Source organism: Faecalibacterium sp. OF03-6AC, assembly GCF_003478175.1.
GTDB classification, from domain to species: Bacteria; Bacillota; Clostridia; order Oscillospirales; family Ruminococcaceae; genus Faecalibacterium; species Faecalibacterium taiwanense.
The window spans coordinates 67,050-92,455 of record NZ_QUEN01000010.1 but is presented as its reverse complement, the minus strand read 5'-3'; the positions used below and the strand labels follow the sequence as shown (position 1 = coordinate 92,455).

Below are 25,406 nucleotides of genomic sequence, written 5' to 3'. Positions count from 1 at the left end.
AGTTGCTCCTTTTTCTCAGCTGCAATGCGCTGCAGCCAGCTGCCGCAGCGTCCTTCTTTAGTATACCATGAAATTTGATTTTATGGGAGGATTTTCCGCACAAAAGAGTTGATTTATCCTGCAGTTTCAGGTACGATAATAGAAAGCAAACAATGATAGGAGCATTCTTTCCATGCAGACCGAACAGATCCCCGTACTCAAGGCCGACGAATATCCCGGCGGCATCTGGTATTACGAGCCGCATACATATCAGCCTTACCGTTACATACTGGGCCGCATTGGCACCCACCCGCTGGTATGCATTGGCATCAACCCCAGCACCGCCCAGCCCGGTGCGCTGGATCCCACCTTGAAAAGTGTGGAGCGCCTTGCCGCCGCCAACGGCTTTGACAGCTGGATCATGTTCAACGTGTATCCCCAGCGCGCCACCGACCCAAACGATATGGACCGTGTGCCGGACCGTGCCCTGTGCGACGAAAATCTGCGCTGGCTCCGGGCAGTTCTGGCCCAGACCGAACCCACCATGTGGGCAGCGTGGGGCACGCTGATCGAAAAGCGGGACTATCTGCCCGGCCTGATGCGGGAGATGGTGGCCCTGACGCGGGAACGGGAGATCCCGTGGGTCACCTTTGGCCGGCGCAGCAAAAAGGGCCACCCCCACCACCCGCTGTACCTGCGCAAGGATTCCACCCCCGAACCCTTTGATGTGGAAAATTATCTGGACACCTGCTTTTAATTTTTCAGGTGCCCGATGCGGAGGGATCTTTTTGACCTCAGAACATTATCACGCCCTGCACAGCTGGATGGATGCCCACCCCACAGCCAAGCGCTGTGTGGTGGCACTGGATCGCTGGCTGCCGCTCATCCCTTTTGTATGTTATCCGGTGCTGCTCTGCCTGCTGAACGTCCGGCTGTTTCGGCTGCTGGGCAGTCAGCGTCAAGCCGCGCTGGATCTCACCGCCGTCATTGCGCGGACGGTGTTCGTGCCGGGGCTTACCTTCTGGGGCGGCACCATCCTGCGGGACAGGCTGAACCTGCCGCGTCCCTATGAACAGCCCGGCTTTGAACCGCTGCGGCACAAGGAGACTCGGGGACACTCCTTTCCCTCCCGCCACGCACTGAGCGCTTCCGTGCTGGCCATGGTATGGATGTATTTCTACCCGAAGGCGGGCTGGGTGATGGTGGGCATCACGGTGCTCATCTGTGTTGGCCGTGTGCTGACCGGCGTGCACCATATCCGCGATGTCGTGGGCGGAGCCGCGCTTGGCTTTGCTTTGGGCTTTGCGGGCATGTGGCTGCTGTAAAGCAGTGCTTTGCGGGCTTTGAAAAAAGAAAAAAGATTTTTGCATTTTTTGCTTGACAGAATGGGGCCTGTATGGTATTATACTTCTCGCAGCGTGTGCCGACACACAGCTGCCGCCATAATGGAACCCATGGGATTACAACGTGCGCCCGTAGCTCAGGTGGATAGAGCAACTGCCTTCTAAGCAGTGGGCCGGGGGTTCGAGTCCCTTCGGGCGCATCTATGTGGTGCCCATAGCGTAGTCGGTTAACGCGCCAGATTGTGGATCTGGAGACCGTGGGTTCGAGTCCCACTGGGCACCCCACCAAAAAATCCGCTGATGCTTTGCATCGGCGGATTTTTTTATTTGGTGGGGTGCCCAGTGGGGTTCGAACAAGGCGGCTCTGACGCATCAGCGGCAGAGCAACCAACAGCCCAGTGGGCTGTTGGTTAGCCTGCGGGTCCCAATCAGTAGGAATGTCTACCAAGACAAATGCTGTGCTGATGCTCTGCATCGGCGGATTTTTTTTGGTGGGGGGTATCCCAGTGGGGCTCGAACAGCACGCCATTATTTTCTGCTAAAAAAGCATGTGCAGAACACCTCTGGCCGGAACGGCTCCTGTGTGCTCTGCACATGCTTTTTATTGTTTGATATCCATCCGCACGGTCAGCGCTTCATCTGCTGCAGGATCTGTGCGATCTCTGCGCTGGAATAGCCATCCTGCCGCAGTGCGGTGCTGATGCTGGTATCGCTCTTGCCCTGGCTGCGCATCAGCATGGCCATGTAGGGCACCGTCACATTCCGGGAGGTGTCACTGCCCAGACGGGTGGCAGTGCCCGTGCTGCGGCTGGCCGTACCGGAGGACGTACTGCCCGTACCAGGGCCGCCAGTCTTACTGCCTGCCGCCGTGCTGCCAGCGCGGCTTGCTTTCTGCGCTGCATTGTACTTTTTCAGGTTCCACTCGCCCAGTGCGATGTTTAGCTTCTGGCTTGTGACATCGTTGTTGAATTTCTGCTGGTTGAGTTTGTCCTGATACTCCCGCTCGCTCGTCTCGTTCTCGTAGCGCTGCTGGTTCAGGCTGTCCTGATACTGACGCTCCTGCAGCTGCTGGTTCCACTGAGTGTCCGCACGGGCTGCCTCGTACTGACGGTTGCCGGAGTAGATGTTATAGCCGGTATTCAGCAGGCCGCTCAGCATGGAGCCAACGCCCGTGGTGCCGCTGAGAACGATCTGCACCGCATCGCCCAGCACACCCAGCACGGTCATCACATTGTTGAACACCTGCTGGCGGCGTGCTGCCTGCTGCTGTTCCTGCGCGGAGTAATAATCGTGCAGGGTTCCCAGCTGGCTCAGATAATCCTGATACTGCCCGTAGTCCTGTGCATAGGCGTTGTTGTATGCTTCGCCCTTCTGCTGCAGCTGGGTGTAGTAGTCCGAGAGCTTGTTGTTGTACTGCTGCTGGGCATCCTGTTCGCTGTTGTTCAGCTGATCCAGCTGGCTCACCAGCTCGTTGCCGCCGCTGGTATACGTATCCAGCGCCAGACTGTACAGCGTGGGGATGGCGCTGCTCAGCGCACCGATCTGCTGCTGATACGCCTGCTGGGCGGCGCTCGTGGCATAGCTGGAGCCATAACCGCCGGTCAGGGCTGCAGCCTGCGCCGCAGCATCTGCGCTGGCGTTGTGGGCGTTCTGCAAATAGTTCTGCTCGTACTGGCGGTAGAGCGGATCCTTGGTGTAGCTGTACTGGAAGCTCTCACGCTGCAGCAGCTGGTTCAAAAGCTGGTCGATCCGCTCCTGATAGCTGCTCTGATAATCGCCCGGGCGGTTTGCCTGCCACTCCTTCAGCGCATCTGCAGCATCCGTCACGGTCTGGCTGGGCTTGTAGCTGGAATTTGCCAGCGCGTTTTCCACCTCCGAACGGCTGTCCAGTCCCGCTGCCGAATAGCCGCTCTGCACGGCAGGCTGGCCGCTGCCCTCCGTCTGCGCCTGCACAGCGGCAAGCGCTTCGTCCTTTTTCTTTCTGTTTGCCATATATGATCCTTTCCTTATAAATTCTGCAGTTTCGTGCGCATCTCGTCGGACATGTTTTCAACGTCCAGATTGCTCAGTACATACTGCAGCTGTTCCTGCATCTGGTACAGGTAGCTGCGCAGGGCGCGGGCATCCTCCGGGTCCATGTTCTCGCTGAGCTTGGGCAGGCCGATCTTGTTAATGCCCATCACGCTTGCCATTCGTCACACCTCCCCGCCTGCAATGCCGCCCTTGGCAGCGGCCATTGTTTTTGCAATGCTGCGCAGGGTGATCTGTCCCCTGCCCTTCAGGCGCAGCCGCAGGGTGCCGTGCCTCCGGGGCACGAACGGCAGATCAAAGCTGCGCCGCTTGTCCTGTGCCGTCAGGCTTGCCACCGTCTCCCATGGGCCGCCGTCATAGCTGGCGGCCACCTCCACCGTACTGCTGCACTCGGCATCCAGCCGCAGCGTCAGTCGGGAAAGATACCGGTCCTCGGCCCCGTCCAGCCCAATGTCACCAGTGGTCAGCTCAAAGTTCAGCTTTTCCTCCACACCGTCGGTGGCCTGCCAGTCCGCTTCGCGGCTGGGATCTGCGGCCCACAGTGCCTGCCCGTCCCACAGATAAAGCTGTCCGCCGGTGCTGGTCATCTCGTAGGAGCACACGTTTTCTTCGCTCCAGAGCGCGCGCTCGGTATCGTACACCAGCAGCCTTGCCGTATTTTCGCCTGCCGCCGTGCGGGCCACATGCAGGTAATAGCGGCCATCCAGCGCACTGCCCACCGCGCTCTGCACATTGGCCAGCCGGCCCGAATCCAACGCGCCGGACACTTTTGTTGGAATGCTGCCGTCCCATGCCATCACACCGTCCGGCGAAAGATAATAGAGCGTCTCGTTCAGCACACACAGGCTGCGCGCCGCGTTTTTGGCAACGCCCCGGCAGCGCAGCGAGGTGAGCTGAAAATCCGAAGGCTTGGAGCCATAGAGCTTGTGCAGTGTGTTCTCCTTAAAGAACAGCGCATAGCCCATGCATGTGGCCGCGCCGGTAAACGCACCATCGCTGCCCACCGTCACTGCGTAGCTGTCTGCCGCAATGCCCCGGTAGGAAAACCAGTTGGTGGGGTCGCCTAAGCGGCAGGCATAGATCACGTTTTCCTTGCTGCTGCAGCCCCATACCCGGTTGTCGCACTCGGTAACGTAGTCCAGATCCGGCACGCGGCGTTCCATCCGCACCGGCGTGCTCACCGCAAAGCTGCGTGTCTCCTTGCCGTCCAGGCTGGTCCACTGGGCGCTCTCTGCGCTCTGCACCAGCGTGCCGTAAACATGATCTCCCTCCGGGCTTACCCGCACGCGCAGCCCGTTTTCCAGCACATCGTAAACTACCAGATCCCCGTCCAGCTTTGTCCACATGCCAGCCTGCCGTGCTGCCGTGCCCTGCACGGTCACGGTGTCCCACTGGGCAAATAGCCTCTGCGCGCCCGCCGCTGTGATGCGGCAGTATTCCAGCGGCACTGCCGTCCAGCTGCCGGAGGATGCGCTGTACTCTTCCAGTGTGCTGGTGCTGGCCCATGGGTGCTCCTCGTCCTCCACCTTCAAAAAGAGCTGTCCGTCTGCAGGCTTCTCCGGTTCCTCCTTGCCGTAACCGCTCACCTCGTAGGTCTTGCCCGCGGCATCGCAGGGTGCAAACTGCACGCTCTGTCCCTCTGCCTGCCATACAGCTCCCAGTGCCGAAACACTTCCGTCCGCTGTATCAAATGCTACCTTGTCCGGGAAGATCAGGATTTTTGTACCAATGCCCACCAGTGCCTTTTTGCCGTCGGTCACTGCCTCGGTGCAGGTCACCGGGTCCGCGCCATCGGCATCCGGCGTGTAGATCAGATCCTTCCCGCAGACGGTCAGCAGCCCGTTCAGGTGATACATGCCGTTCAGCCCGGTCAACTCCCTCAGCTTGCGGCGCGGCTTGCGGGTGCTCAGCGCCGGGAAATCCCGGGCAGAAAAATTCACGCCCGCGCTGTACTCTGCTTCCGAGCAGGCATAGGTCTCGTTCAGCCCGCCGAATACCCGCACAAGACTGCGGCTGTTCTGCAGCTTCGCTCTGTTTGCCAGAACCATGCTCTCACCTCCTTACCAGCGCCACTGGGCACCCGTCAGGGTCGGGTAGCTGCGCCGCAGCCACGCCGCCAGATCTGCCAGCAGACTGTTGTACTGGGCCTGCTCCCCGACGTAGCGGTCGGTCTCACCAAGGGCCGCATCGGTCATGGCACACAGATAATGCGGATACAGCGCATCAAAGGGTGCCGGTGCCAGCAGCACATCGTCGTCCTGCAGGCTGTCGTCCCATGCAAGGTCTGCGCCCACATCGTCGTATGCATCTGTGATGCTGTTTTTAAAAAAGCGTTCCCGCAGCATCGCGTCTGCTTCCTTCAGCCACGCCTGCCGGGTGGCCAGCGCAATGCGGCTGCCCGGGCGCAGCTCTTCGGCGCGTTCCAGCGCCTGTCCTACGGTCATATGCTCACTCTCCTTTTTTTATAAAGGCCCGGCCGGGCAGGCTCCCCAGCCGGGCTTTTTGTCTGTTTCGGGTTTACTGGGCGGCGTTCTCTGCTGCCGCAATGCGGGCGGCGGTCAGCTCATCCTGCATCTGGCTGTGCTCCAGCACCTCGGCCACTTCGGGCGGCACTTCCACCTCCACGCCGCGGCGGATCTTATAGTTCACACCGTTCACGCTCACGAACAGATCGCCCTTGTAGCGGCTGTTATCCTTGAACAGCCGGATGCGCACATTTTTCTTTTCAGCCATGGCTCACGCCTCCTCAGTTTGCGGCAGCGGTAGCAGAATAGCTGGATGCACTCTCAATGCGCACCATGTACTGCTCCACCAGACGCTCTGCCGCACGCATGCCCTTCCAGCCCACGGAAGCGCGCTGGTTCAGCGGGTCGTCGCCGTAGCCCAGCTGCTTGACAATGTGCTCCAGACCGCCGCCTTCCAGCTCGGTCACGCCGTAGGCATGGGCACCCAGCACCAGCGTGCCGAACACAGCCAGACCGTCCGGGCAGGTGGAATCCTTCCAGATCTTGGCCTCGCTGGTCTCGATGAAGCGGATGTTGCCCAGCTTGCCGATCTCGCCGCGGAACATGGTGTCCGGGTCGGCGTACTTGTGCACCTCAATGAACTCCTTGCTGGTCTTCAGGTCGTAGGCGGCGTAGGGGTGGATGATGGCAATGTAGCTGTCGCCGATGGGGTCGGCGTTCATCGCGCCCAACTGTGCCGCCGCCTGAAAGAACAGCTTCGGGGTCAGGGTGCAGGTCTTGTCCAGTGCCTTGCGGCTGGCAACGGCAGTCTCGGTGCCGTCTGCGGCCAGCTTGGGCGCATAGATCACATTGGTGCCGCCCGCCAGCACATCGCGGGTAATGCTGTCCATGGTGCGGCCTGCCTGACTTGCCAGCACACGGGTGGCCTGCACCACATTGTTGTCAATGGCGGTCATCTGCAGCACGTCGGTCAGCGGAGTCCAGCCGCCGTACTGGTGCAGATCGCTGGTGATGGTGGTCACATTCAGTGCCTGACCGTTCGGGGTCACGCCCTCGGTCAGCGGAGTGGATGCCTTGGGCAGGCTGTCGTACTTGCGGAACTCAATGGTCTTGCCGCCGTTCTGGGGCACAGGGTAGTAGTCCGCAAACTGGTCGTGCACCAGACGCGGCTCTGCCTGATCGATGAGACGCTTCTCGTAGAAGGTTTTCATCTCTTTCGACATGGTAGCGGTGGTGTTCAGGTTTTCCGCAAACAGCTGGATGTTGAAATTCTTGTTCATGCTCATATTCCTTTCTCTTGTAAAATAGTCACAATTCGATCTGTGCTCCGTGGAGCACACGGCGTTCCAGTGCTTCTCGCTGGGCGCGGGTCATGCTGGCTACATCCGGGCGGACGGTAGCCGCGCCGCCGGGCCGGATGCCGTTTTCGGTGGGCCGTGCGGCCCGCTGCTGAATGCGTTCCACCACGCCCTGCTCCACAGCCTGCGCTGCAGTGCGCAGGTTTTCGTCGTAGTGGGCCAGACGGTACGCATCCCGCACCCTCATGCCGGGCAGCTGCATCAGGCGGCGCATCTCCGGGCTGCGCAGCTCGTTCTGCAGATCAAAATCCGGCTGGCTGCGGCGCATGGCCGCTTCCTCTGCCGCCCAGCGGGCATGCAGGCTGTGCACAGCAGCCTGTGTGCTGCGGGCAAAGCTGGACAGCGGCGGCAGTTCCGGGCGCTGCACGGGCAGTTCCTGCCGGGGCTTTTCCGGCTGCAGCTCTACGGTTTTCTCTGCCGAAGTCTGCGGCACAGCGGGCGCTTTTGCTTCGTCCGGCTTCATGGTGCCGGAGGCCACTGCCTGCCGGGTCTGCGCTTCGCTCAGGGCAGGGGGAGCAGACGCAGCATCGCCGCCTTCACTTGCAAACAGCTGCAGATCCATCATGCTCTCCTTTCCTCTGCGGCTCACATCCGCAAAGCGGACATTCTCCGGGTAGCGTTCGGCCAGCAGCACAAAGCAGGCTTTGGCCAGCTCAAAGGCACCGCGCACCCATTCTTCGCAGGGCGCATCCACGCTCACTGCCAGACGCGGGCCGTCCGGCTCATCAAAGGCTTCGCTGTGGGCATTCTCTTCCCCGGCCAGCAGGTACACAAGGCCCTGCATCACGGTGCTGGCTCCTGCACAAACGATGTCCTGCCCGGCAGGCGCATAGCCTGCATGACCGGCAGCTTCCAGCCGGCAGCTCAGCCCGGCGGGGGTATCCATCTCGCTGTAACAAACTTTCATCATAAAATTCACCTCCTTTTTAATGGATGTCCATGGCACGTGCAGCGGCGGCCACCGGCAGGGCATTGCCAAGGCCCGCCAGCTTTACCGCCTGCACGTCCTTCTGCGCAGACGCACCGCCTGCACTGCGGGCCGGTTCGTCAGGCCCGGTGCCCTGCTGGGCGATCACCGCCGCCATCTGTGCCATCTGCTGCTGCATCCTAGCCAGCTGCTGGGCAAGGGTACCGTTCTGCCGCACCCGCTGACGCACCTTCTCAATGCCTTCAAAGTCCATCATTTCCAGTGCCGCAAGGGCGGCATCGGCATTTTCCGGCTTGAAAAAGCCCAGCTGATAGCACTCCTTGGCCGTCTCGTTCTGGGAAAGACGGCTGAAGGTGCTCTTCTTGGCGGCGCTCACCACGATGTCAAAGATCGGCTCCCGACTGCCCAGTTCCACGCCGCCCACGCTGCCGCCGGGCACCGCCCGCAGCGCCTGCGCCGAGAAGGGCACGAACCGGCTCTCGCCGCTTTCGCCCACGATGCGGAATACCCGCTGCTCGTCGTAGAACTGGCGCATCAGCTCGATGATGAGATAGCACTGCTTTGCAAAAGCACGGTAGGCGCTCTTGAGCATATCGCGGCTGAGTTTGCTGCCTGCCTCCTGCAAGGCCGCAATGGCGCTGGCTGCGGTCACACCTCCGGCAGTGCCGCCCTGCGTCATGTCCCGGTTGCCGCTGATCTCCTTCAGCTCTTCAATGCGGCTCTGGCGGTAACTCAGGCTGTTGCCCTGCAGGCCCGCCGTCTGCAGCGGACGGAAACTGTCGTCGTTGAGCCGTCCCACCACATGCACGATGTCCCGGCTGAAATCGGCCAGCTCTTCCTCGTTCACACCCGCCGTGTCGCTGAGCACATACCGCTGCTTTGCACTCAGCAGCACGTTCTCGTCCATGGCATGGTTCATCTTGTCAATGGCGGTCTGGCAGTCCTTCATCACATCGATGTAGCCAAAGCCCGCCGGGCTGTCCTCCTCCACGAACAGCGGGTCAAATACAAAGGGGTACTGCCCGTGGTCGTACAGGCCGCTTTCTGCCAGCGCCGGGTCGTTCTGGCTGGCGTACAGCACCACGCCGTTGCAGAACTTGCAGTAGTGCAGCACCATGCGCCCCGTTTCATCCGGGCGCTTGTAGTACCAGTCCACCACCACGCTCTTGGAGCTGGTGTCCTGCCCTTCATCGTGGATGTACCGGGGCACGTCCAGCACGCTGGCGGTGTGTCCTGCCAGCTGCGGGTACTGCGCGCACAGCCGGGCCGTGTCCTCAAGGCTCAGGCTGAAAAAGTCCGGCGATGCCTGAATATCCGCCACGCCCGGCTCCCAGTAGAGCATCAGCAGGTTCACGCTGCGCACCGCAATGTCGCCAATGCCGCCGCGCATTGCAGGGTCCCAGAAGATGCCGGTCACGCCGGTGCCCTGTTTGAGCTTGCGCCACCAGCAGTCGCTGTACACCTGCTCGTAGTCGGCCTGTTCCAGCACCACCGGCAAAACGCTGGAAAGTGCCCGTGCGGTGTCCTCGTCATCTGCCTCTCGGGGCAGCACGTTCGGTTCCGGGTAGTTGTCCATGGCATCGGCGTGCTTGTTGGCAATGCTGTTGAACAGCCACCCGCTGGAAGGCTGGGCCTTGCCGGGCATCATGGGGTTCTGGTAGTTCTTCCAGTGGCCCATGCGGAACCACAGCTCGTTATCCACAATGCGCTTGTCCAGCGCAGCCTTGCCCGCCTTGTACCGCTGCAAGGTCTGCATGGCCTCGGCCACCTGTGCTTCACCCACGGGCAAAGCTTCGTTCTCGTAATCGTCCATTGCGTTTCTCCTTTAAATTCTGTAAAATCTTGCCCGCTTGTGCAGGTTCAGCGGGTCGTCGGGCATGGGCGGCGCAGCACAGCGCACCGGCGGGCTGATAGGGTTCTCCATCAGCACATAGCGGCACTCGTCGTAAATGTGATCCTCCTGCCGGGTGTCGATGTCCTCCACGTTGCTTTCATCGTACACAAGGTTCGGGATCGTGCGGATAAAGTGCTTGCAGGTATTGAACACCTGAAACATCGGCCTGCCGTCCGCATCAAAATTCAGCCGGTAGTGGAACTGCATCTTGCCCGCAAGCCGGGTGTTGTCGCCAGGGGACCAGCGCAGGAAGTTCGGGCTGCGCTCCATCATAGCGGCAATGCTCTCGCCGCGGCTCTCATCAAAGATGGCCGGATCGGCAATGCCGTGGATCACCCTGCCGCGCAAAAGCGGGTCGTTCTGCTCTGCCTCCCGGATGCGCCGGGCCTGTTCCACCGGGTCGATGCGCAGGCCCTCGTTCGGCCTGCCGGTGCAGCCGTACAGCTCCTTGATTCGGTACAGCCGCCCCTCCTCGTCCGCTGCGTACCACCCCACCGAGAACGGCTTGGAAAAGCCAAAGTCGAACCCGCGGTAGAGCTGCCAGTGCTTCGGGATGGTGAACGGTGCGATCACATGGGTCCAGCGCTGGTCTTCGTAGCGGGCCGGGTCGTTGCGCCATTCGGTAAACACCTGCCCGGAAAAGCTGTCCCAACTGCCGTAGAGCAGCGCCTGCTTTTCTGCTTCCGGCATACTGGCAAGGCTTGCAAGGTAGCCGGGGTCGTTTGCCAGCAGGGCGGGGTTATCAAAAATGCTGGAAGGGATGAACACCCGCGCCCGCTGCAGCTTCTGTTCGGTGCCGTCCGGCAGCTTTACCGTGTATTCTTCGGTGATAGGCGTACCGGGCGGTGCGGGCGTGATGAACCGTGCCTTCACCCACCCGTGGCCGATGCCGCCGGGATTGGTGGTGGCCCGCATGTACACCCGCGTGCCCGGGCCGGTGGGACGGTTGCGGCTCATCATGTAGCTGTACTCTTCCCATTCAAAGTGGGTCAGCTCGTCAAAGCCGATAAAATCGAAGGCCTTGCCCTGATAATTGGTACGGTCCTTGGTGTACTGCATGGAGCCAAAGTAAATTTTTGCCCCGCTGGGGAAGTTCCACACATGGGCCGTGGCGTTGTACTGTGCCTGCGGGAACGCCCTGTGGTAGTACACCTGGCTCTTGTCCACCAAATCGGAAAGCTGCGGGTAGGTCTTGCGCAGGATCAGCGCCCGGTAGTGTGGAATGTGCACCTGCCGCAGCGCTTCGATCACCAGCGCGTCGCTCTTGCCGCCGCCTGCTGCACCGCCGTACAGCGCTTCCGGTTCCGGGCGGCTCATAAATTCGGCCTGCCGCGGCTGGGGCCGCCAGACCACCGGCACTCTTGCTTGTACAATGCTCATGGTTCTTCCTCCACCGTCGGCAGCAGCACCACGCCGCACTCCGCTCCTTCTGCCTGTGCCCCCTGATCGTTCAGGGTCTTGGCTACACCGGCCAGATCCTTGAGCACCGCCGTGGCCTCCTTGAGGTCTTTCATGGTGCCTGCTCCCGATGCGCCTTCCTTTTTTGCCGCCTTCTGCCGGGCATTCAGTTCCCGCACCTGCTGTGCCAGCAGGGTGCTCAGGGTGTCCGTGGCTCGGCTCAGGCTGGCCAGCCCTCTGGCCTGTTTTGTCTGCCCCATGGTGTTGGGTATCAGCTCCTTTCCGCCCTGGTGTGCTGGGCTATGGCAAAAGGATACCACTGGTGCTGCTTTCCCAACAGTGTGCACTTTTACAGGGCCATAGCGTATATTTTAAATTTAAGAATCCGATTCGTATACTTTTATCCTTCGTAATTTATCGCTGTTTCGTATCTTTTCAAAAGCAGTGTTTTTTCTCCATCAAAATTTGTGGCAGACCCGCAGAAAACCTTCAAAGTCATACTCATTTGCGATTTTTGGACAGAAAATGAAAAAAGTGTGTTTATTCTGTGGACAAATGCTTTTGTAAAATGTTACAATAGGTTCTGTTCTTTCTCGTCCCACGCACGGACGGGATGTTTTATCTGAATCAGGAGGTTCCTCATGTTAGAAAACATCTTTCATCTGAAGGAGAACCACACCGATGTCAAGACCGAGATCATGGCAGGTATCACCACCTTCATGACCATGGCTTACATCCTTGCGGTCAATCCCAACATCCTTTCTGCTTCCGGCATGGATTCGGAAGCCGTTCTGATCGCCACCGCGCTGGCATCCTTTGTTGGCACTGCGCTTATGGCTCTGCTTGCCAACTATCCGTTTGCACTGGCACCCGGCATGGGCCTGAACGCCTACTTCTCCTACACGGTCGTTCTCACCATGGGCTACAGCTGGCAGTTGGCCCTGATGGCCGTCTTTGTAGAGGGCATCATCTTCATCGTGCTGTCCCTCACCAATGTCCGTGAAGGCATCTTCAATGCCATCCCCATGACCCTGAAGAGCGCCGTCAGCGTGGGCATCGGCCTGTTCGTTGCTTTCGTTGGCCTGCAGAACGCAAAGCTGATCGTCAACAGCGATTCCACCCTTGTCACCTACCAGCACTTCAAGGGCGACACCTTCTCCAGCGTAGGCGTGGGTGCCATTCTGGCCCTGATCGGCGTGGTTATCACCGCCGTTCTTCTGGTTAAAAAGGTCAAGGGCGGTATCCTGTACGGCATTCTTATCACCTGGGTGCTGGGCATCTTCTGCGAGATCGCCGGTATCTATGTGCCCAACGCCGATGCAGGCATGTACTCCGTTATCCCCACCGCTTTTGTCAGCTTCGACTTCTCCGCGCTGGGCAAGACCTTCGGTCAGGTATTCAAGACCGATTTCTCCGGCGTTGGCATCCTGAACTTCTTCGCCGTCATGTTCTCCTTCCTGTTCGTTGACCTGTTCGATACTCTGGGCACCCTGATCGGTGTTGCCTCCAAGGCCGACATGCTGGACGAGGACGGCAAGCTGCCCCACATCAAGGGCGCACTGATGGCCGACTCCATCGCCACCTGCGCAGGCGCTGTGCTGGGCACTTCCACCACCACCACCTTCGTCGAGAGTGCTTCCGGCGTTACCGAGGGCGGCCGCACCGGTCTGACCGCCATGACCACCGGCATCCTGTTCCTGCTGGCAACCATCTTCAGCCCGCTGTTCCTCACCATCCCGTCCTTTGCAACGGCTCCGGCCCTGATCATCGTGGGCTTCTACATGATGGGTTCCGCCGTCAAGATCGACTTCAATGACCCCAGCGAGGGCATCCCCGCCTTCCTGACCATTCTGGCCATGCCCACCGCTTACAGCATTTCCGAGGGCATCGCCATCGGCGTGATCTCCTGGACCCTGATCAATCTGGTCACCGGCAAGGCCAAGGAAAAGAAGATCAGCCCCCTGATGTATGTGCTGACCGTGCTGTTCATCCTCAAGTACGTGTTCCTCTAAGCCGCTGATCTTACCGCAAGCAAAAAAGCTCCCGTCCTGATGATGGACGGGAGCTTTTCTGCTTCCTGTGATCCGGAACAGCCTGTGCATTCGCTCCGGGCTGTCCGGCGTGGAACTATTCTTTTTTAGCGATCAGGGTTATTTGCGCCGCGGGTGGATATGCACTTCCGGGATAGCCACGTTATCATAGTGGATCGGCTTATCAGCCGCCGGAGTGCCGTCCGCATCCATATGATGTGCCACCTTGCCGGTATGGATCTCCGGCACGGCCACGGTTTCTTCCTCATGGGGATGCTCCCGCTTTTTTCCGAGCCACGTTTTCAGATGGTGATAAAGCGACATTGCACGTCTCCTTTCCCGGTGCGGAAGCCCGCCCGAACTGTAAAGATCAGCTTCAGATAAAATTGATGAACACCGTAATGACCAGACTGTTCAGAAAGTCCGCAAACAGACTGCCCACCAGCGGGATCAGCAGATACGCCTTGACCGAGGGCGAATATTTATCGCAGATGGCCTGCATGTTGGCCATAGCGTTGGGCGTTGCGCCCATGCCAAAGCCGCAGGTGCCGGATACGATCACCGCCGCGTCGTAATCGCGGCCCATGATGTTGAACACCACCAGCACCACATACAGGATCATGAACAGGGTCTGCCCGGCCAGCAGCACGATCAGCGGCAGGGCCAGCTCTGCCAGCTGCCACAGCTTCAGGGTGATCATGGCCATGCCCAGGAACAGCGAAAGGCAGATGCCGCCAATGTCATTGATCTCGCCCATATACACGGTGTAGCCGCCGCCATACTCACCCACATTGCGGATGATGGCCGCCGCGATCATGGCACCGATATAAATGGGGAAGGTCATGCCCGTCAGGCTCAGAAGTCTGGACAGCACCGTGCCGATGCCCATGGCGACGATCAGCTGGAAGCTTGCCGCCGGGTACATGGTGGTGTGGCGCTCGTGCTTCATTTCTTCTTCCACCAGTAGGCTGTCATCCTCCGGTACCACCGTGGCCAGCAGGTTGTGCCGCTCAATGAGCATCTTACCGATGGGGCCGCCCATCATGCTGCCCGCGATCAGGCCATAGGTGGCCGCTGCCGTACACAGGGTGGTGGCCCCCTGAATGCCAAAGTCCTCCAGCACCGGGCCAAAGGCACCGGCGGTGCCGTGACCGCCCACCATGGGGATGGAGCCGGTGCAAAGGCCCACCAGCGCATCCACGCCCAGCAGCTTTGCCAGCCCCACGGCTACAAAGTTCTGGCTGACGATCAGCACGATGACTACGCCCAGAAACACGATCATCGCTCTTCCGCCGCTTTTCAGCACCTTGAGGTTTGCCTGGAAGCCCACCGAGGTGAAAAACATCACCATGCAGACTTCCTTTAGAATATCATCAAATGCAAACTCGGCAGCGCCGGTCACATAGCACACACAGTTAAAAATGGCGAACAGCACGCCGCCAATGACCGGAGCCGGAATGCAGAAACGTTCCAGCACCTGCACCCTTGCCCGCAAAAATTTGCCCAGCATCAGCACCAGCACAGCAACGGCCAGTGTCTGATACATATCCAATTCGATCTTCATTGCTCTACTTTCCCTCAGTTCCCAGCCACTTCATCGACCGTAATTCCTGCCGCCTTATAGTATGCGGCCGCGCCCGCATGGAACGGGATGCCAACGCCCTCTACTGCGTTTTCCTCCGGGTCCAGCGGGATGCCCAGCTGCTCTTCCAGCCCTTCCCGGCTGGAGAACAGAAGCTGTGTCAGCTGCTGCACCTGCTTTGCAGACAGCGCGTTGCTGGCCAGCAGAACGGCTTTCACGCCCACCGTCTGCACCTTTTCCGTCTGTCCGGGATAGGTGCCTGCCGGCAGCGTAACGCCGCTGTAGGCGCTGTAAGCGCTCTGCAGGCGCTGTGCTGCCGCACCGTCCACGTTCAGCAGCCGGATGCCGCACTCGCCTGCCAGAGCGGTCAGCACCGGGCTGGGCGCGCCCACCGTCATAAAGATGGCATCCACCCTGCCCGCCTTCAGCTGGGCAGCGGCATCCTCATAGTTCAGGTTTACCATGCTCACCATCTTGTCGTTCAGGCCATAGGCAGATAAGATCTGCCGCGCGTTCTGCTCCGAACCAGATTCTTCCGCGCCAATGCTCACCGTCCTGCCATGCAGGTCCTCAATGGACCGGATGTCGGAATCCGCCCGCACCACCACCTGACAGGTCTCGGTGTACAGCGCCGCCACGGCACCAAAGCCGCGGTCCTCCTCCTCGTCGGCAAAGATGCCGGTCTGGTCATAGGCATCCTGCACAAGGTCTGCCTGTGCAATGGCCAGCTGCAGGTATTCGCCGGCCAGCAGACGCAGGTTCGCTGCGGAACCGGCGGTAGCCTTCAGCTCCACCTGCCCGTTGTCCGTCTCATTTTCCAATGCTGCGAACCGCTCACCGAACTCCCGGTAGATGCCGCCCTCGCCAGCCACACCGAAGCGCAGCCGTTTGGCCTTTTCTGTCGCTGCACATCCGCTCAGAACCGCAGCTGCCAGCAGAATGCCTGCCAGTGCCGCCGCGAGCCATTTCTTTTTCAAGATCACCACTCCTCTTCCTGCCGCCGCAATGCGGCAGAACTTTTATCATAAATTATACGCACATTGCAGATGAAATACAATCACCTATATTCTTACCCTCCGAACAGCCCGAAGAAGCTGGTGTGGGTCACGCCCAGCACAAGGAACAGTGCGATCAGTGCAAACAGCACTCCGATGATAATATCCATCTGGTGCACGGTCAGCGGAAAATGGTCGTACATTTTTTCTTTCGCGTTCACAAAATTCTTGTCACCGTTGTTGAGCAGGCTCTTTTTGCCTTCCTCAAAGTCTGCCTTCCGGCCTGCCAGCTCCGCCTGTTCCTGCGCCAGCTGTGCTTCCCGGGCCGCAAGGGCAGCTTCCCGGCGGGCAAGTTCAGCCTCGCGCTCTTCGGGTGTCTGTTTTTCCTGTGCCATAACGTACCTCCTGATGGTGTTTTTATTATAATACCACACAAATGCAGATAAAAAAAGCGGGCCGCCTGCCCAAAAGCAGACGACCCACAGAAAAAGCTCTTACTTCTTTGCCAGATACTTGCGGATATCGATGGCCACAGCCACGATAATGACAAGACCCTGAACGATGTAGGTGTAAGAAGAGTTGACATTCATGAACTGCAGAGCCACCTTCATCAGCTCAAAAACCAGAACGCCGACCAGAACGCCGGGAACAGTACCAACGCCGCCGGTGGTGGAAACACCGCCGATGGTGCAGGCTGCGATGGCGTCCAGCTCATAGCCCTGTGCGGTGTTGACGGATGCGCCGCCGGACTTTGCAGCCAGCAGGCAGCCTGCCAGACCGAACATGCAGGAAGCCAGGATGTAGATGCGGATCTTGGTGGCGTTGACGTTGACACCGGCCACCTCAGCAGCAGCTTCGTTGCCGCCGATGGCGTACATGTACTTGCCGTGACGGGTCTTGTTGTACAGGAACCAGAAGCACCCGGCCACGATCAGAGCGATCCAGATCAGCACAGGCACACCGATGATGGTGTTGGAGGCCAGAGAGGTGAAGTTTTTGTTCAAAGAGCCGATGGGGGTACCGCCGGTGTACACCAGGCAGATACCGTAGACCACCTGCTGCATACCCAAGGTAGCAATGAAGGGCTGCACCTTCAGGTAGCTGACCACCAGACCGTTGCACAGACCCACGATGGCGCAGATGGCAATAACCAGAATGAACACCACGGGGGTGGACAGGGTGTGCATGTTGGGGTAGAACTTACCGGATGCGCCCTCGGTCTGCGCAAAAATGCAGGCAAGGCAGGCGGCAAAACCAGCCAGACGACCGGCCGACAGGTCGTTACCGGTGGTGATCAGGCAGCCGGAAATGCCCAGCGCGATGATGTAGCGGATGGACACGTTCTTGAACAGGTTGATCATGTTGGTGCCGGAGAAGAAGTTGGGGTGCATGATGCCAACGATCAGAGTGATGGCCAGCATCATCATAATAATGGCGTTGTTGCTGAGCCACTTGCCCACAGCCTTGCCATTCAATTTTTTGGTAGCTTCCACGATAGACAGCCTCCTTAATTACTGATTTGCCGCAGCTGCGTCAGGTGCGGTCTCGAACTGGGTAGCCAGTGCCATGATGTTTTCCTGCGTAGCGTCCTTGCCGTCGATAAAGCCGGTGATGCGGCCGTCGCACATGACCATGACACGGTTGGACATACCGATGATCTCGCTCATTTCGGAGGAGATCATGATAATGCTCTTGCCCTGCTTGGCCAGATCGGCGATGATGCAGTAAATTTCATACTTTGCACCGACGTCGATGCCGCGGGTAGGCTCGTCCAGAATGAGCACATCGGGGTTGTTGGCAAGCCAGCGGGCGATCAGCACCTTCTGCTGGTTGCCGCCGGAAAGGCTCTTGATCTGAGTCTTGGGGCTGGGTACCTTGATGGCCATCTTTTCCTTGTTGGTAGCCACCAGATCGAGGATCTTTTTGTTGTCCAGCATGATGGGGCCCTTGCGCAGGGCATCCAGTGATGCAATGGAGATGTTATCGGCAACGCTCAGCACGCCCAGAATGCCGGTAGCACGGCGGTCCTCGGTCAGCAGAGCAACGCTCTTCTGGATGGCATCGCGGGGTTGCTTGATGTTGACCTCTTCGCCCTTGATCCACACCTTACCAGAGGTATGGGCACGCAGGCCGAAGATGCCTTCCATCAGCTCGGTGCGCTGTGCGCCCACCAGACCGGCCACGCCCAGGATCTCGCCTTTTTTGATCTCGAAGCTGCAGTGGCGGAAGGAACGCGGATGGATGGAGGTGAAGTCCTCCACCTTCATCATGACCTCGTCCGAGGGATGGTTCTCCAGCGGGGGATACAGGTTCGACAGCTCACGGCCGACCATCTTTGCAATGATCTCTTCCTTGGTCATGTTGGCAACGTCCCACTTACCGATGTACTGGCCATCGCGCATGATGGTGACTTCGTCCGCGATCACCTTGATCTCGTCCATCTTGTGGCTGATATAGACCAGTGCCACGCCCAGAGCCTTCAGCTCGCGCATGATGCGGAACAGAGATTCCACTTCGTTTGCGGTCAGCGAGGAAGTGGGTTCGTCCAGGATCAGCACCTTGCAGTTTGCGGAAACAGCCTTTGCAATTTCCACCATCTGCATCTGTGCGATGCTCAGAGAGCCAAGCTTTGCATGGGGATTGATCTCCAGCTTCAGCTTTTTCAGCAGCTCCTCCGTATCCTTGTACATTTTGGCGTGATCCACCACCGTGATGGGGCCGTACTTTTTGGTGGGGTAGCGGCCCAGCCAGATGTTCTCGGCCACGGTGCGTGCCGGAATCGGCTGCAGTTCCTGATGCACCATTGCAATGCCGCGGTTCAGTGCATCCAGAGGGGTGGTGATGGTAACTTTTTCGCCCTCGTATTCAATTTCGCCCTCGTCCATCTTGTAAATGCCGAACATGCATTTCATCAGTGTGGACTTACCGGCGCCGTTTTCACCCATCAGCGCCATGACCTTACCGGGGCGAAGCTCCAACTGGGCGTGATCCAGCGCTTTGACGCCGGGGAAGGTCTTGACCACGCCTTTCATTACCAGACGGTATTCTGACATTCCGTAGAGCCTCCTTGTCGTTTGTTATAAGGCCGCAGAAAAACCTTTTTTCAAAACAAGGCGCGTGCGCGGAGAATATTTCTCGCACGCACGCGCTTTATAGCTTTGTTCAAGCCGTCAAGGTCCACTGCGCACCTTGCATTGTTTCAGGAAAACTTTGGTCTTACTTCACGTACTCGGAAGCGTTGTCCTTGGTCACCTTCACATAGTCGACCCAGTAGTACTGCTCGACCTTGGAGCCTTCAACGTACAGCTTGGTAGCCTCAGCAGCTGCGGTAGCCTGACCCACGTCGTCGTTCAGCACGGTACCGGTCATGTTGCCATCCAGAACGTCCTGAACAGCCTCAGCCAGTGCATCGACACCAACCAGATAGATGTCCTTGCCGACGGTGCGGTTAGCCTGCTGGATGGACTGCAGAGCGCCCAGTGCCATTGCGTCGTTGTTGCAGAAGACAACTTCGATCTTGTCGCCGTACTGAGACAGAGCGTTTGCAACGTCCTGCTGAGCGGTGGTCTGATCCCAGTTGTCCAGATACTCGTACAGGCACTCAACTTCCTTGCCGGCATCGGTCAGGGCCTTGATGGAGTACTCGGTGCGGTACTGAGCATCGATGTTCTCGGGGTCGCCCTTGCACATAATGTAGGTGATCTTGCCGTCGCCGTTGATATCGCCCTGAGTCTCGGTCTCCAGGATCAGCTCGCCCTGATAAGTACCGGACTGACGTGCGTCAGCACCAACGTAGCAGCACTTGTCTGCGTAAGAATCCAGAACGCTCTTGTCGGGCTCACGGTTGATGAAGACGATAGGAGTCTCAGAGGGCTTGACGGTATCAACGATGGTCTGTGCGGAAGTGGTCTGCACGGGGTTGATGACCAGCACGTCCACGCCCTGCTGCAGGAAGGTGTTGATCTGCTCGGTCTGGGTGTTCTGGTCGTTCTTGCCGTCCATGATGGTGACGGAGTAGCCCATGTCCTTCAGGTACTCTTCCAGATCGGAGCGGTACAGGGTCATGAAGTTATCAGCAAACTGATAGATGCAAACGCCGATGTTGGCAGAGCCGTTGGTAGCAGCAGCAGAAGCAGCGGTGGAAGAAGCAACGCTGGAAGCAGCGGTGCTGGTGGAGGAAGAGCCGCCGCAGGCGGTCATAGCAGCAGTTGCACCAACAACAGCAGATGCCTTCAGGAAGTCACGACGCGAAATCATTTTCATAATAATGTTCTCCTTCAATTCGTATCTCAGCATTTTCACAGGAGCAATCTTGCATGCACCTGTAATTCCTGTTCGTATTATACCCTTGCAGCACCCCACTGTTCAAGAGAACAAGTTCACAAGATTGAAGGAGTTCTTTTGTGCTATTTCAACAAATGGTTTATGAAGTCGATGATTTCTTTTCGCGAAGCATCACAATTTTTCATACATTTGCAACCTCCCTACAAAAGCAAAAAAATTATGTCATTTTTCTCTCAAAAAGATTACAAAATGTTGCATCGTCCGGTTTTTGCAGATTTTTCATTTCTTGTATATCTTGAAAAATATTTTCAGGAATAGTTTATCCCTGTTCTTCCGCATTTTTTCGCCTCATTTCTGCAATTTTCTGCAAATCGCCTGCCATTCCCGGTTCCTGCCGCCCGCCTTTTTGCAAAGAAAATGCCCGGAAGCTTTCCTGAGCCTCCGGGCATCCCGATCCGAGTATCTTTTACAGATGCAGCAGCATCTTTGCAATGTTGAAGTAGATCAGCAGCGTGGTGGTATCCACAATGGTGGTGATCAGGGGTGAAGCCATCACGGCCGGATCCACATGCAGCTTTTCTGCTGCCACGGGCAGAATGCCGCCGATCAGCTGCGAGAGCAGAACGGTGCAGATCAAAGTCAGGCACACCACCAGTGCCACCGGAGCCGCAATGCGGTCAAACACCAGCAGCTTTACAAAGTTGCACACGGCCAGCGTGCCGCCGCACATCAGGGCTACGCGGCTCTCGCGCCAGAGGATGCGGGGCAGATCGTGGGGCTGGATGTCGCCCACTGCCATGCCGCGGATGATGGTGGAGGTGCTCTGGCTGCCCGCGTTGCCGCCTGCATCGGTCAGCATGGGGATGTAGGCGGTCAGCACGGTCACAGCGGCCAGTGCATCCTCGTATCCGCGGATGACCATGCTGGAGAAGGTGGCGCTGATCATTAAAAACAGCAGCCACGGTGCGCGGCTCTTGTACAGGTCCCACATGCTCTGCTTGAAGTAGGGCTTGTCGGAGGGGCCGATTGCGTTCATCTTTGCAATATCTTCGCTGGCCTCGTCCTGCAGGATGCTGATAGCATCATCAATGGTCACGATGCCCACCAGCCGGTTTTCCGCGTCCACCACCGGGATGGCCAGAAAGCCGTATTTCTCGAACAGGTTGGAAACATCCTCCTGATCGGTGGTGGTGCTCACGCTGACCACATTGGAATCCATCAGGTCCTTGATAGGCTCTTCTGTGTTCTTTGCCAGCACCAGCGCCCGCAGGGACACCACGCCGATCAGCCTGCGGCTGTCATCGGTCACATAGCAGTTGTTGATGGTCTCCTTGTCAAAGCCATTCCTGCGGATGGCCTCCATGGCCTGTGCCACGGTCATGTCCGGCCGCAGCTCCATCAGCTCGGTGGTCATCACGCCGCCGGCTGAGTCCTCCGGGTACTTGAGCAGCTCATTGATCATGCGGCGGGTGGCGGGGTCGGCCTGACCCAGAATGCGCTTGACCACGTTGGCAGGCATTTCCTCCACAAGGTCGGTGGCATCGTCCACGAACAGTTCGTCCACCACAGCCTTCAGCTCGGTATCGGTCAGGCCGTCGATCAGCTTCTGCTGGGTCTCAGGGGTCAGTTCGGTGAACACATCTGCGGCCAGATCCTTCGGGCACAGACGGAACAGCACCGGGAGCTTTTCTGCGGGCAGATCCTCAAACACCGCCGCAAGGTCGGGCGCGGGCAGAGTTTCCATCACATCCCGCAGGCTCTGGTATTTCTTGGCATCGTCCAGATTTGCCAGCATGGTCTTGAGGGTATCGATCGAGATTTCAGACATAAAAAAGCTGCCTCCTTTTCAGTGGCAGCTCTCGTTTCTTCTTTTCAGGGAACGCAAACACGCACCGTGTGCATTCACACACAGCAGGGTCTGCGCAAAGCAGAAACGGCGGCTGCCATCATATAAAATAATCGGGGAGAAAGACTGCTGCTACTGCCAGCAGGTTCCATGACAACCACCTCGCTTTCCTGTTGTAAAAGACGCTTTTTGCCTTTTCCGCCCATTACTTTACCACCGCTTTTTTGCCGCGTCAACCCTGCTTTTAAAATTTTTCCGTTTCTTTACAAAAAGTAAAAGTGCCAGATGACATTTTTCATATCATCAGGCACTTTTATCCTGTCAGTGCATGTCCCGGGCGGGATGGAAGGCTCTTTGCTTACAGGGTCTCTACCGTATCAAACATTTCTTTTGCGGCTTCCACAGCATCCTTGCTGCCAAACACCACCCGCACGCCGTTTGCCATGGCGGCACCCAGCTCTGCGGCCTGCTCCTTCAGCAGTGCGGCATCCACCGCACACAGGGCCTTGCGGTCTGCCGCCATCATTTCATCAGTGATGCCGCAGAAATACCGGCGGTCCGTCTCGCGGGCCTCAGCACGCGGCTTGCGGGGGGTGTCCAGCTTGGCCACAGTACCCACAATAAAATCGTTCAGGTCTTTTTCGGTGTACTCCCGTGCTGCCAGCTCTGCCGGGCCTTTTGCAAAGGTGTCGTAGCTTTCCTTTACATGGGGGTCGCGGTAGGTGTACAGGTATTCCACGCCGTCCGAGGAGAGCATTCCGGTGCCGTAAGCGCCGCCCACCTCGCGGATGTTGTGCCACAGGTATTCGTAGCTCATCACGCGGGCCAGCGCCTTGCGGTCGCTGCGGCGCTCCATGGGCCATACCTGTACATCGTAGTTCACACTTCCGTCAATGATAAATGCTTCGTTCACCGGCGGTGTCAGCGGTTCCACATAGGGCTTTGCCGCAGCACGGCCCTCGGCAGCAAAGCGACTGTCCGGCAGCAGAGTGCGCAGCCTTGCAAGGGCATCCTCGCTGCCGTACAGGCTGACCGTCAGCTCCGCGTGCTGCAGCACCTCTGTGCGCAGGGCATCCAGCTTTTCACCCAGTGCTGCCCAATTGCCGCGCTCCTGCACGCCGCACAGGAACTTGTAATAGCTCACGCCGCTGCAGCGTTCACTCACCGCACCGTCCACCGTGTAGTGGGCACTGGCGCGGGTGGCTGCGTATACATTGCCCTGCTGGATGAACTGCTGTTCCATGTTCAACTTCTGCTGGCTCAGCACCCGTGCAAAAGCAGCTTCTGCCGCCGGGCCGGTGAGGATGGTATCATACAGCCATTCGCCGCCCAGCTCCACAGCCTTTTCCAGACTGCGTTCCAGCAGGCTCAGGCACAGGCTCAGCTTGGCGTGGCAGGGTGCACCCTCCTGCCGCCCAGTCCAGATGTCCAGCTGGGTGCGGCTGTCGCCCAGCCATGTGCTGCGCAGAGTGTTCAGCTGCTGAGCGGTGTGTTCGGTGCTGTCCAGCTCGTCCAGCACATCGGTCAGCAGGTCCAGATACGGCATGTCCTCAGGCTTCACATTACCGAGGTCATAGTAGAAGTTCAGGTACAGGCTGCCTGCCGAAGGGTGATGCACCAGCTGCGCACCGGCCAGAAGTTCCCGCTCGCCTGGGGCCGTCCTTGCTCCGTCGCCAAGGTCGGCAACGGTCAGCGGGTGCTCCAGCACAAGCTTGCCGTCGGTGCGGATGGATTCGCCCTCCTCTTTTTCAGGCAGGGTGGGCACCTGCACCACCTGCACCGGAGCCGGTGCAAACAGCTCACGCAGCAGCTCATTGAACCAGCCATCGGCCATCTTTTCCCGCAGGGAAGCAAACAGCCTGTCCGTGTGCAGCAGCAGAGTGGGGTCGCCGGTGTGCAGCCAACCGGTGGAAGCATTGATAGCATCCAGCACGCCGTCTGGCAGGGTGCCCGGGCGCTCCAGCGATGCAAACTCTGCTGCGTTCAGCGAAGCCAACAGCAGTTCCTGCGGGATGCCCTCGGTCAGGATGCCGTCCACCGCCTTGCGCACAGCGGCAGCAAACTTGTGGGCGCTCTCCTCGGTGGCACCGCGCAGCACCAGTTCCAGCACCGGCTGCAGGGTGCTGTCATCAAAGCCAATGTCAATATCTGCGCCCAGCTTTTCGGCCAGCAGCGCCGCCTTCAGCGGGGAGTTATTGGTGCCAAGCAGGGCATCCAGCAGGATCTGCACGCCCAGCTGCCGCTCCCGGTCTGCAAAGGCACCGGTGTACCATGCCAGAGCACACTGCACCTCGTCCGGCTCCGGGTTTTCGGTATAGTAGGGCAGTTCCACACAGGCACCCGCCTGCTCGTGCTGCACGGTCAGCTGCGGACGGCTGGTGCCCTTGGGCATTTTTGAAAGATAATCCCCGTCCAGCAGTTCCAGCTTTTCAGCCATATCCATTTTGCCATAGAGGGTAATGCAGCAGTTGTCGGCGCTGTAGTGGCGGTGATATACCCGCTTATACTTTTCATAGGTCAGCGCCGGGATGCTGGCCGGGTCGCCGCCGGAAACAAAGCCGTAGGCCGTATCCGGGAACATGGCCCGTTCCAGTGCATTTTCCAACTGAGCATCCGGTGCAGCCAGAGCGCCCTGCATCTCGTTGTACACCACTCCGCTCACGGTGCCGTCGGCACTGCGGTGCCAGCCCTCCTGCTCAAACACGCTCCTGTCCACCATGGCCAGCGGGCAGAACACCGCGTTCAGGTAGACATCCATCAGGTTTTTGAAGTCGGTCTCATTGGGCGTAGCGAACGGGTAGACCGTCTTATCCGGGAAGGTCATCGCATTCAGGAAAGATGCCATACTGCTTTTGAGCAGCTGCAAGAACGGCGAGGTCGCCGGGTATTTTTCGCTGCCTGCCAGCACCGAGTGCTCCAGAATGTGGAACACGCCGGTGTCATCGGACGGGAAGGTGCCAAAGCCGATGCCAAACGCCTTGTTGGTATCCTCATTTTCCACCAGCAGCACCGTGGCACCGCTCACATCGTGGGTAAGCACGGTCAGGGTTCCGTGCTGTTCAGGGCAGTCCTCGGTACGCACGAGGGTATAACCGGGAAATCGTTCCATTTCGTTTTCTCCTTTGTGGTTTTGAAATCGTTTGACACTATTGTATCATTCGCCGCTCAAAAAGACAATTACCGGTTTGTTAATTATAACCAGAAGGGCGTTTTTAACCATTCGCTTCCCGTGAAAAAGGAAACAAGCCGGCCCCGCAGGGCTGGCTTGTTTGC

The 25,406-nt window shown here is 58.6% G+C and carries 22 protein-coding genes and 2 tRNA genes; 5 read left to right on the top strand and 19 right to left on the bottom strand.

What is annotated here, in order from left to right:
- Nucleotides 1-172: 172 nt before the first annotated feature.
- From DXA66_RS11510 to DXA66_RS11495, 4 genes are all read left to right on the top strand, one after another.
- The gene (locus DXA66_RS11510) at nucleotides 173-736 is read left to right on the top strand and encodes a DUF1643 domain-containing protein (protein WP_097776400.1); all 564 of its coding nucleotides are present in this window, start codon (nucleotides 173-175) and stop codon (nucleotides 734-736) included.
- Nucleotides 737-767: 31 nt separating this feature from the next.
- A complete protein-coding gene (locus tag DXA66_RS11505) occupies nucleotides 768-1,304 on the top strand; it encodes a phosphatase PAP2 family protein (protein WP_118529060.1) in 537 nt (178 codons plus the stop codon).
- Between the two features lie 144 nt (nucleotides 1,305-1,448).
- A tRNA-Arg gene (locus DXA66_RS11500) sits at nucleotides 1,449-1,522 on the top strand.
- 8 nt (nucleotides 1,523-1,530) lie between these two features.
- Nucleotides 1,531-1,607: transfer RNA gene (locus tag DXA66_RS11495), tRNA-His, on the top strand.
- A 342-nt stretch (nucleotides 1,608-1,949) separates the two neighbouring features.
- Here DXA66_RS11495 and DXA66_RS11490 read toward each other — a convergent pair.
- The 10 genes from DXA66_RS11490 to DXA66_RS11445 form a co-directional block, all read right to left on the bottom strand.
- The gene (locus DXA66_RS11490; RefSeq protein WP_118529058.1) at nucleotides 1,950-3,314 is read right to left on the bottom strand and encodes a cell envelope biogenesis protein TolA; all 1,365 of its coding nucleotides are present in this window, start codon (nucleotides 3,312-3,314) and stop codon (nucleotides 1,950-1,952) included.
- A 14-nt stretch (nucleotides 3,315-3,328) separates the two neighbouring features.
- Nucleotides 3,329-3,514 carry a hypothetical protein gene (locus tag DXA66_RS11485; RefSeq protein WP_005944623.1) on the bottom strand — a complete coding sequence of 62 codons (186 nt, stop codon included), beginning with the start codon at nucleotides 3,512-3,514 and terminating at the stop codon, nucleotides 3,329-3,331.
- A gap of 3 nt (nucleotides 3,515-3,517) precedes the next feature.
- A complete protein-coding gene (locus DXA66_RS11480; RefSeq protein ID WP_118529056.1) occupies nucleotides 3,518-5,401 on the bottom strand; it encodes a hypothetical protein in 1,884 nt (627 codons plus the stop codon).
- Nucleotides 5,402-5,413: 12 nt separating this feature from the next.
- Complete coding sequence (locus DXA66_RS11475) at nucleotides 5,414-5,797, bottom strand: hypothetical protein (protein WP_005944627.1); 384 nt, start codon at nucleotides 5,795-5,797, stop codon at nucleotides 5,414-5,416.
- Nucleotides 5,798-5,870: 73 nt separating this feature from the next.
- Nucleotides 5,871-6,086, bottom strand: coding sequence for a hypothetical protein (locus tag DXA66_RS11470; protein WP_097775085.1), 216 nt, complete (start codon nucleotides 6,084-6,086; stop codon nucleotides 5,871-5,873).
- Nucleotides 6,087-6,099: 13 nt separating this feature from the next.
- Entirely contained in the window at nucleotides 6,100-7,104 is a 1,005-nt protein-coding gene (locus DXA66_RS11465; protein ID WP_005944630.1) for a N4-gp56 family major capsid protein, read from the bottom strand.
- 22 nt (nucleotides 7,105-7,126) lie between these two features.
- Nucleotides 7,127-8,086 carry a ribosomal-processing cysteine protease Prp gene (locus DXA66_RS11460; protein ID WP_118529054.1) on the bottom strand — a complete coding sequence of 320 codons (960 nt, stop codon included), beginning with the start codon at nucleotides 8,084-8,086 and terminating at the stop codon, nucleotides 7,127-7,129.
- Nucleotides 8,087-8,102: 16 nt separating this feature from the next.
- A complete protein-coding gene (locus tag DXA66_RS11455; protein WP_118529052.1) occupies nucleotides 8,103-9,917 on the bottom strand; it encodes a hypothetical protein in 1,815 nt (604 codons plus the stop codon).
- Nucleotides 9,918-9,929: 12 nt separating this feature from the next.
- A complete protein-coding gene (locus DXA66_RS11450) occupies nucleotides 9,930-11,378 on the bottom strand; it encodes a phage terminase large subunit (RefSeq protein ID WP_097781530.1) in 1,449 nt (482 codons plus the stop codon).
- A complete protein-coding gene (locus tag DXA66_RS11445) occupies nucleotides 11,375-11,656 on the bottom strand; it encodes a chemotaxis protein (RefSeq protein ID WP_097775081.1) in 282 nt (93 codons plus the stop codon). Before DXA66_RS11445 ends, DXA66_RS11450 begins: the two co-directional genes overlap by 4 nt.
- A gap of 381 nt (nucleotides 11,657-12,037) precedes the next feature.
- Between DXA66_RS11445 and DXA66_RS11440 the strand changes: the two genes are divergently transcribed.
- Entirely contained in the window at nucleotides 12,038-13,408 is a 1,371-nt protein-coding gene (locus tag DXA66_RS11440; RefSeq protein WP_118529050.1) for an NCS2 family permease, read from the top strand.
- Nucleotides 13,409-13,546: 138 nt separating this feature from the next.
- Here the strand turns inward: DXA66_RS11440 and DXA66_RS11435 are convergent, their stop codons facing one another.
- The 9 genes from DXA66_RS11435 to DXA66_RS11395 all read right to left on the bottom strand — a co-directional run bounded on the left by DXA66_RS11435 (nucleotide 13,547) and on the right by DXA66_RS11395 (nucleotide 25,242).
- Complete coding sequence (locus DXA66_RS11435) at nucleotides 13,547-13,750, bottom strand: hypothetical protein (RefSeq protein ID WP_118529048.1); 204 nt, start codon at nucleotides 13,748-13,750, stop codon at nucleotides 13,547-13,549.
- 52 nt (nucleotides 13,751-13,802) lie between these two features.
- Nucleotides 13,803-14,990 carry a sodium/glutamate symporter gene (gltS, locus tag DXA66_RS11430; RefSeq protein ID WP_118529046.1) on the bottom strand — a complete coding sequence of 396 codons (1,188 nt, stop codon included), beginning with the start codon at nucleotides 14,988-14,990 and terminating at the stop codon, nucleotides 13,803-13,805.
- Nucleotides 14,991-15,004: 14 nt separating this feature from the next.
- Nucleotides 15,005-15,991, bottom strand: a complete 987-nt coding sequence (locus tag DXA66_RS11425) for a TAXI family TRAP transporter solute-binding subunit (RefSeq protein WP_243089096.1) — start codon at nucleotides 15,989-15,991, stop codon at nucleotides 15,005-15,007.
- Nucleotides 15,992-16,077: 86 nt separating this feature from the next.
- The gene (locus tag DXA66_RS11420; RefSeq protein ID WP_097775076.1) at nucleotides 16,078-16,398 is read right to left on the bottom strand and encodes a hypothetical protein; all 321 of its coding nucleotides are present in this window, start codon (nucleotides 16,396-16,398) and stop codon (nucleotides 16,078-16,080) included.
- A gap of 99 nt (nucleotides 16,399-16,497) precedes the next feature.
- Nucleotides 16,498-17,496, bottom strand: a complete 999-nt coding sequence (locus tag DXA66_RS11415; protein ID WP_097775075.1) for a beta-methylgalactoside transporter — start codon at nucleotides 17,494-17,496, stop codon at nucleotides 16,498-16,500.
- An 18-nt stretch (nucleotides 17,497-17,514) separates the two neighbouring features.
- A complete protein-coding gene (locus DXA66_RS11410) occupies nucleotides 17,515-19,056 on the bottom strand; it encodes a sugar ABC transporter ATP-binding protein (RefSeq protein ID WP_118529042.1) in 1,542 nt (513 codons plus the stop codon).
- Nucleotides 19,057-19,219: 163 nt separating this feature from the next.
- Nucleotides 19,220-20,266 carry a substrate-binding domain-containing protein gene (locus DXA66_RS11405; RefSeq protein WP_118529040.1) on the bottom strand — a complete coding sequence of 349 codons (1,047 nt, stop codon included), beginning with the start codon at nucleotides 20,264-20,266 and terminating at the stop codon, nucleotides 19,220-19,222.
- A 487-nt stretch (nucleotides 20,267-20,753) separates the two neighbouring features.
- Entirely contained in the window at nucleotides 20,754-22,115 is a 1,362-nt protein-coding gene (gene mgtE, locus DXA66_RS11400) for a magnesium transporter (RefSeq protein ID WP_118529038.1), read from the bottom strand.
- Nucleotides 22,116-22,491: 376 nt separating this feature from the next.
- Nucleotides 22,492-25,242, bottom strand: coding sequence for an insulinase family protein (locus DXA66_RS11395; protein WP_118529036.1), 2,751 nt, complete (start codon nucleotides 25,240-25,242; stop codon nucleotides 22,492-22,494).
- Nucleotides 25,243-25,406: the final 164 nt, after the last annotated feature.

Coding starts and splice junctions, on each gene's coding strand:
- DXA66_RS11440 (WP_118529050.1), top strand. CDS start 12,038: ATGTTAGAAAACATCTTTCATCTGAAGGAGAACCACACCGATGTCAAG.
- DXA66_RS11435 (WP_118529048.1), bottom strand. CDS start 13,750: ATGTCGCTTTATCACCATCTGAAAACGTGGCTCGGAAAAAAGCGGGAG.
- gltS (WP_118529046.1), bottom strand. CDS start 14,990: ATGAAGATCGAATTGGATATGTATCAGACACTGGCCGTTGCTGTGCTG.
- DXA66_RS11490 (WP_118529058.1), bottom strand. CDS start 3,314: ATGGCAAACAGAAAGAAAAAGGACGAAGCGCTTGCCGCTGTGCAGGCG.
- DXA66_RS11475 (WP_005944627.1), bottom strand. CDS start 5,797: ATGACCGTAGGACAGGCGCTGGAACGCGCCGAAGAGCTGCGCCCGGGC.
- DXA66_RS11465 (WP_005944630.1), bottom strand. CDS start 7,104: ATGAGCATGAACAAGAATTTCAACATCCAGCTGTTTGCGGAAAACCTG.
- DXA66_RS11405 (WP_118529040.1), bottom strand. CDS start 20,266: ATGAAAATGATTTCGCGTCGTGACTTCCTGAAGGCATCTGCTGTTGTT.
- DXA66_RS11460 (WP_118529054.1), bottom strand. CDS start 8,086: ATGATGAAAGTTTGTTACAGCGAGATGGATACCCCCGCCGGGCTGAGC.
- DXA66_RS11480 (WP_118529056.1), bottom strand. CDS start 5,401: ATGGTTCTGGCAAACAGAGCGAAGCTGCAGAACAGCCGCAGTCTTGTG.
- DXA66_RS11410 (WP_118529042.1), bottom strand. CDS start 19,056: ATGTCAGAATACCGTCTGGTAATGAAAGGCGTGGTCAAGACCTTCCCC.
- DXA66_RS11470 (WP_097775085.1), bottom strand. CDS start 6,086: ATGGCTGAAAAGAAAAATGTGCGCATCCGGCTGTTCAAGGATAACAGC.
- DXA66_RS11395 (WP_118529036.1), bottom strand. CDS start 25,242: ATGGAACGATTTCCCGGTTATACCCTCGTGCGTACCGAGGACTGCCCT.
- DXA66_RS11510 (WP_097776400.1), top strand. CDS start 173: ATGCAGACCGAACAGATCCCCGTACTCAAGGCCGACGAATATCCCGGC.
- mgtE (WP_118529038.1), bottom strand. CDS start 22,115: ATGTCTGAAATCTCGATCGATACCCTCAAGACCATGCTGGCAAATCTG.
- DXA66_RS11485 (WP_005944623.1), bottom strand. CDS start 3,514: ATGGCAAGCGTGATGGGCATTAACAAGATCGGCCTGCCCAAGCTCAGC.
- DXA66_RS11450 (WP_097781530.1), bottom strand. CDS start 11,378: ATGAGCATTGTACAAGCAAGAGTGCCGGTGGTCTGGCGGCCCCAGCCG.
- DXA66_RS11445 (WP_097775081.1), bottom strand. CDS start 11,656: ATGGGGCAGACAAAACAGGCCAGAGGGCTGGCCAGCCTGAGCCGAGCC.
- DXA66_RS11420 (WP_097775076.1), bottom strand. CDS start 16,398: ATGGCACAGGAAAAACAGACACCCGAAGAGCGCGAGGCTGAACTTGCC.
- DXA66_RS11455 (WP_118529052.1), bottom strand. CDS start 9,917: ATGGACGATTACGAGAACGAAGCTTTGCCCGTGGGTGAAGCACAGGTG.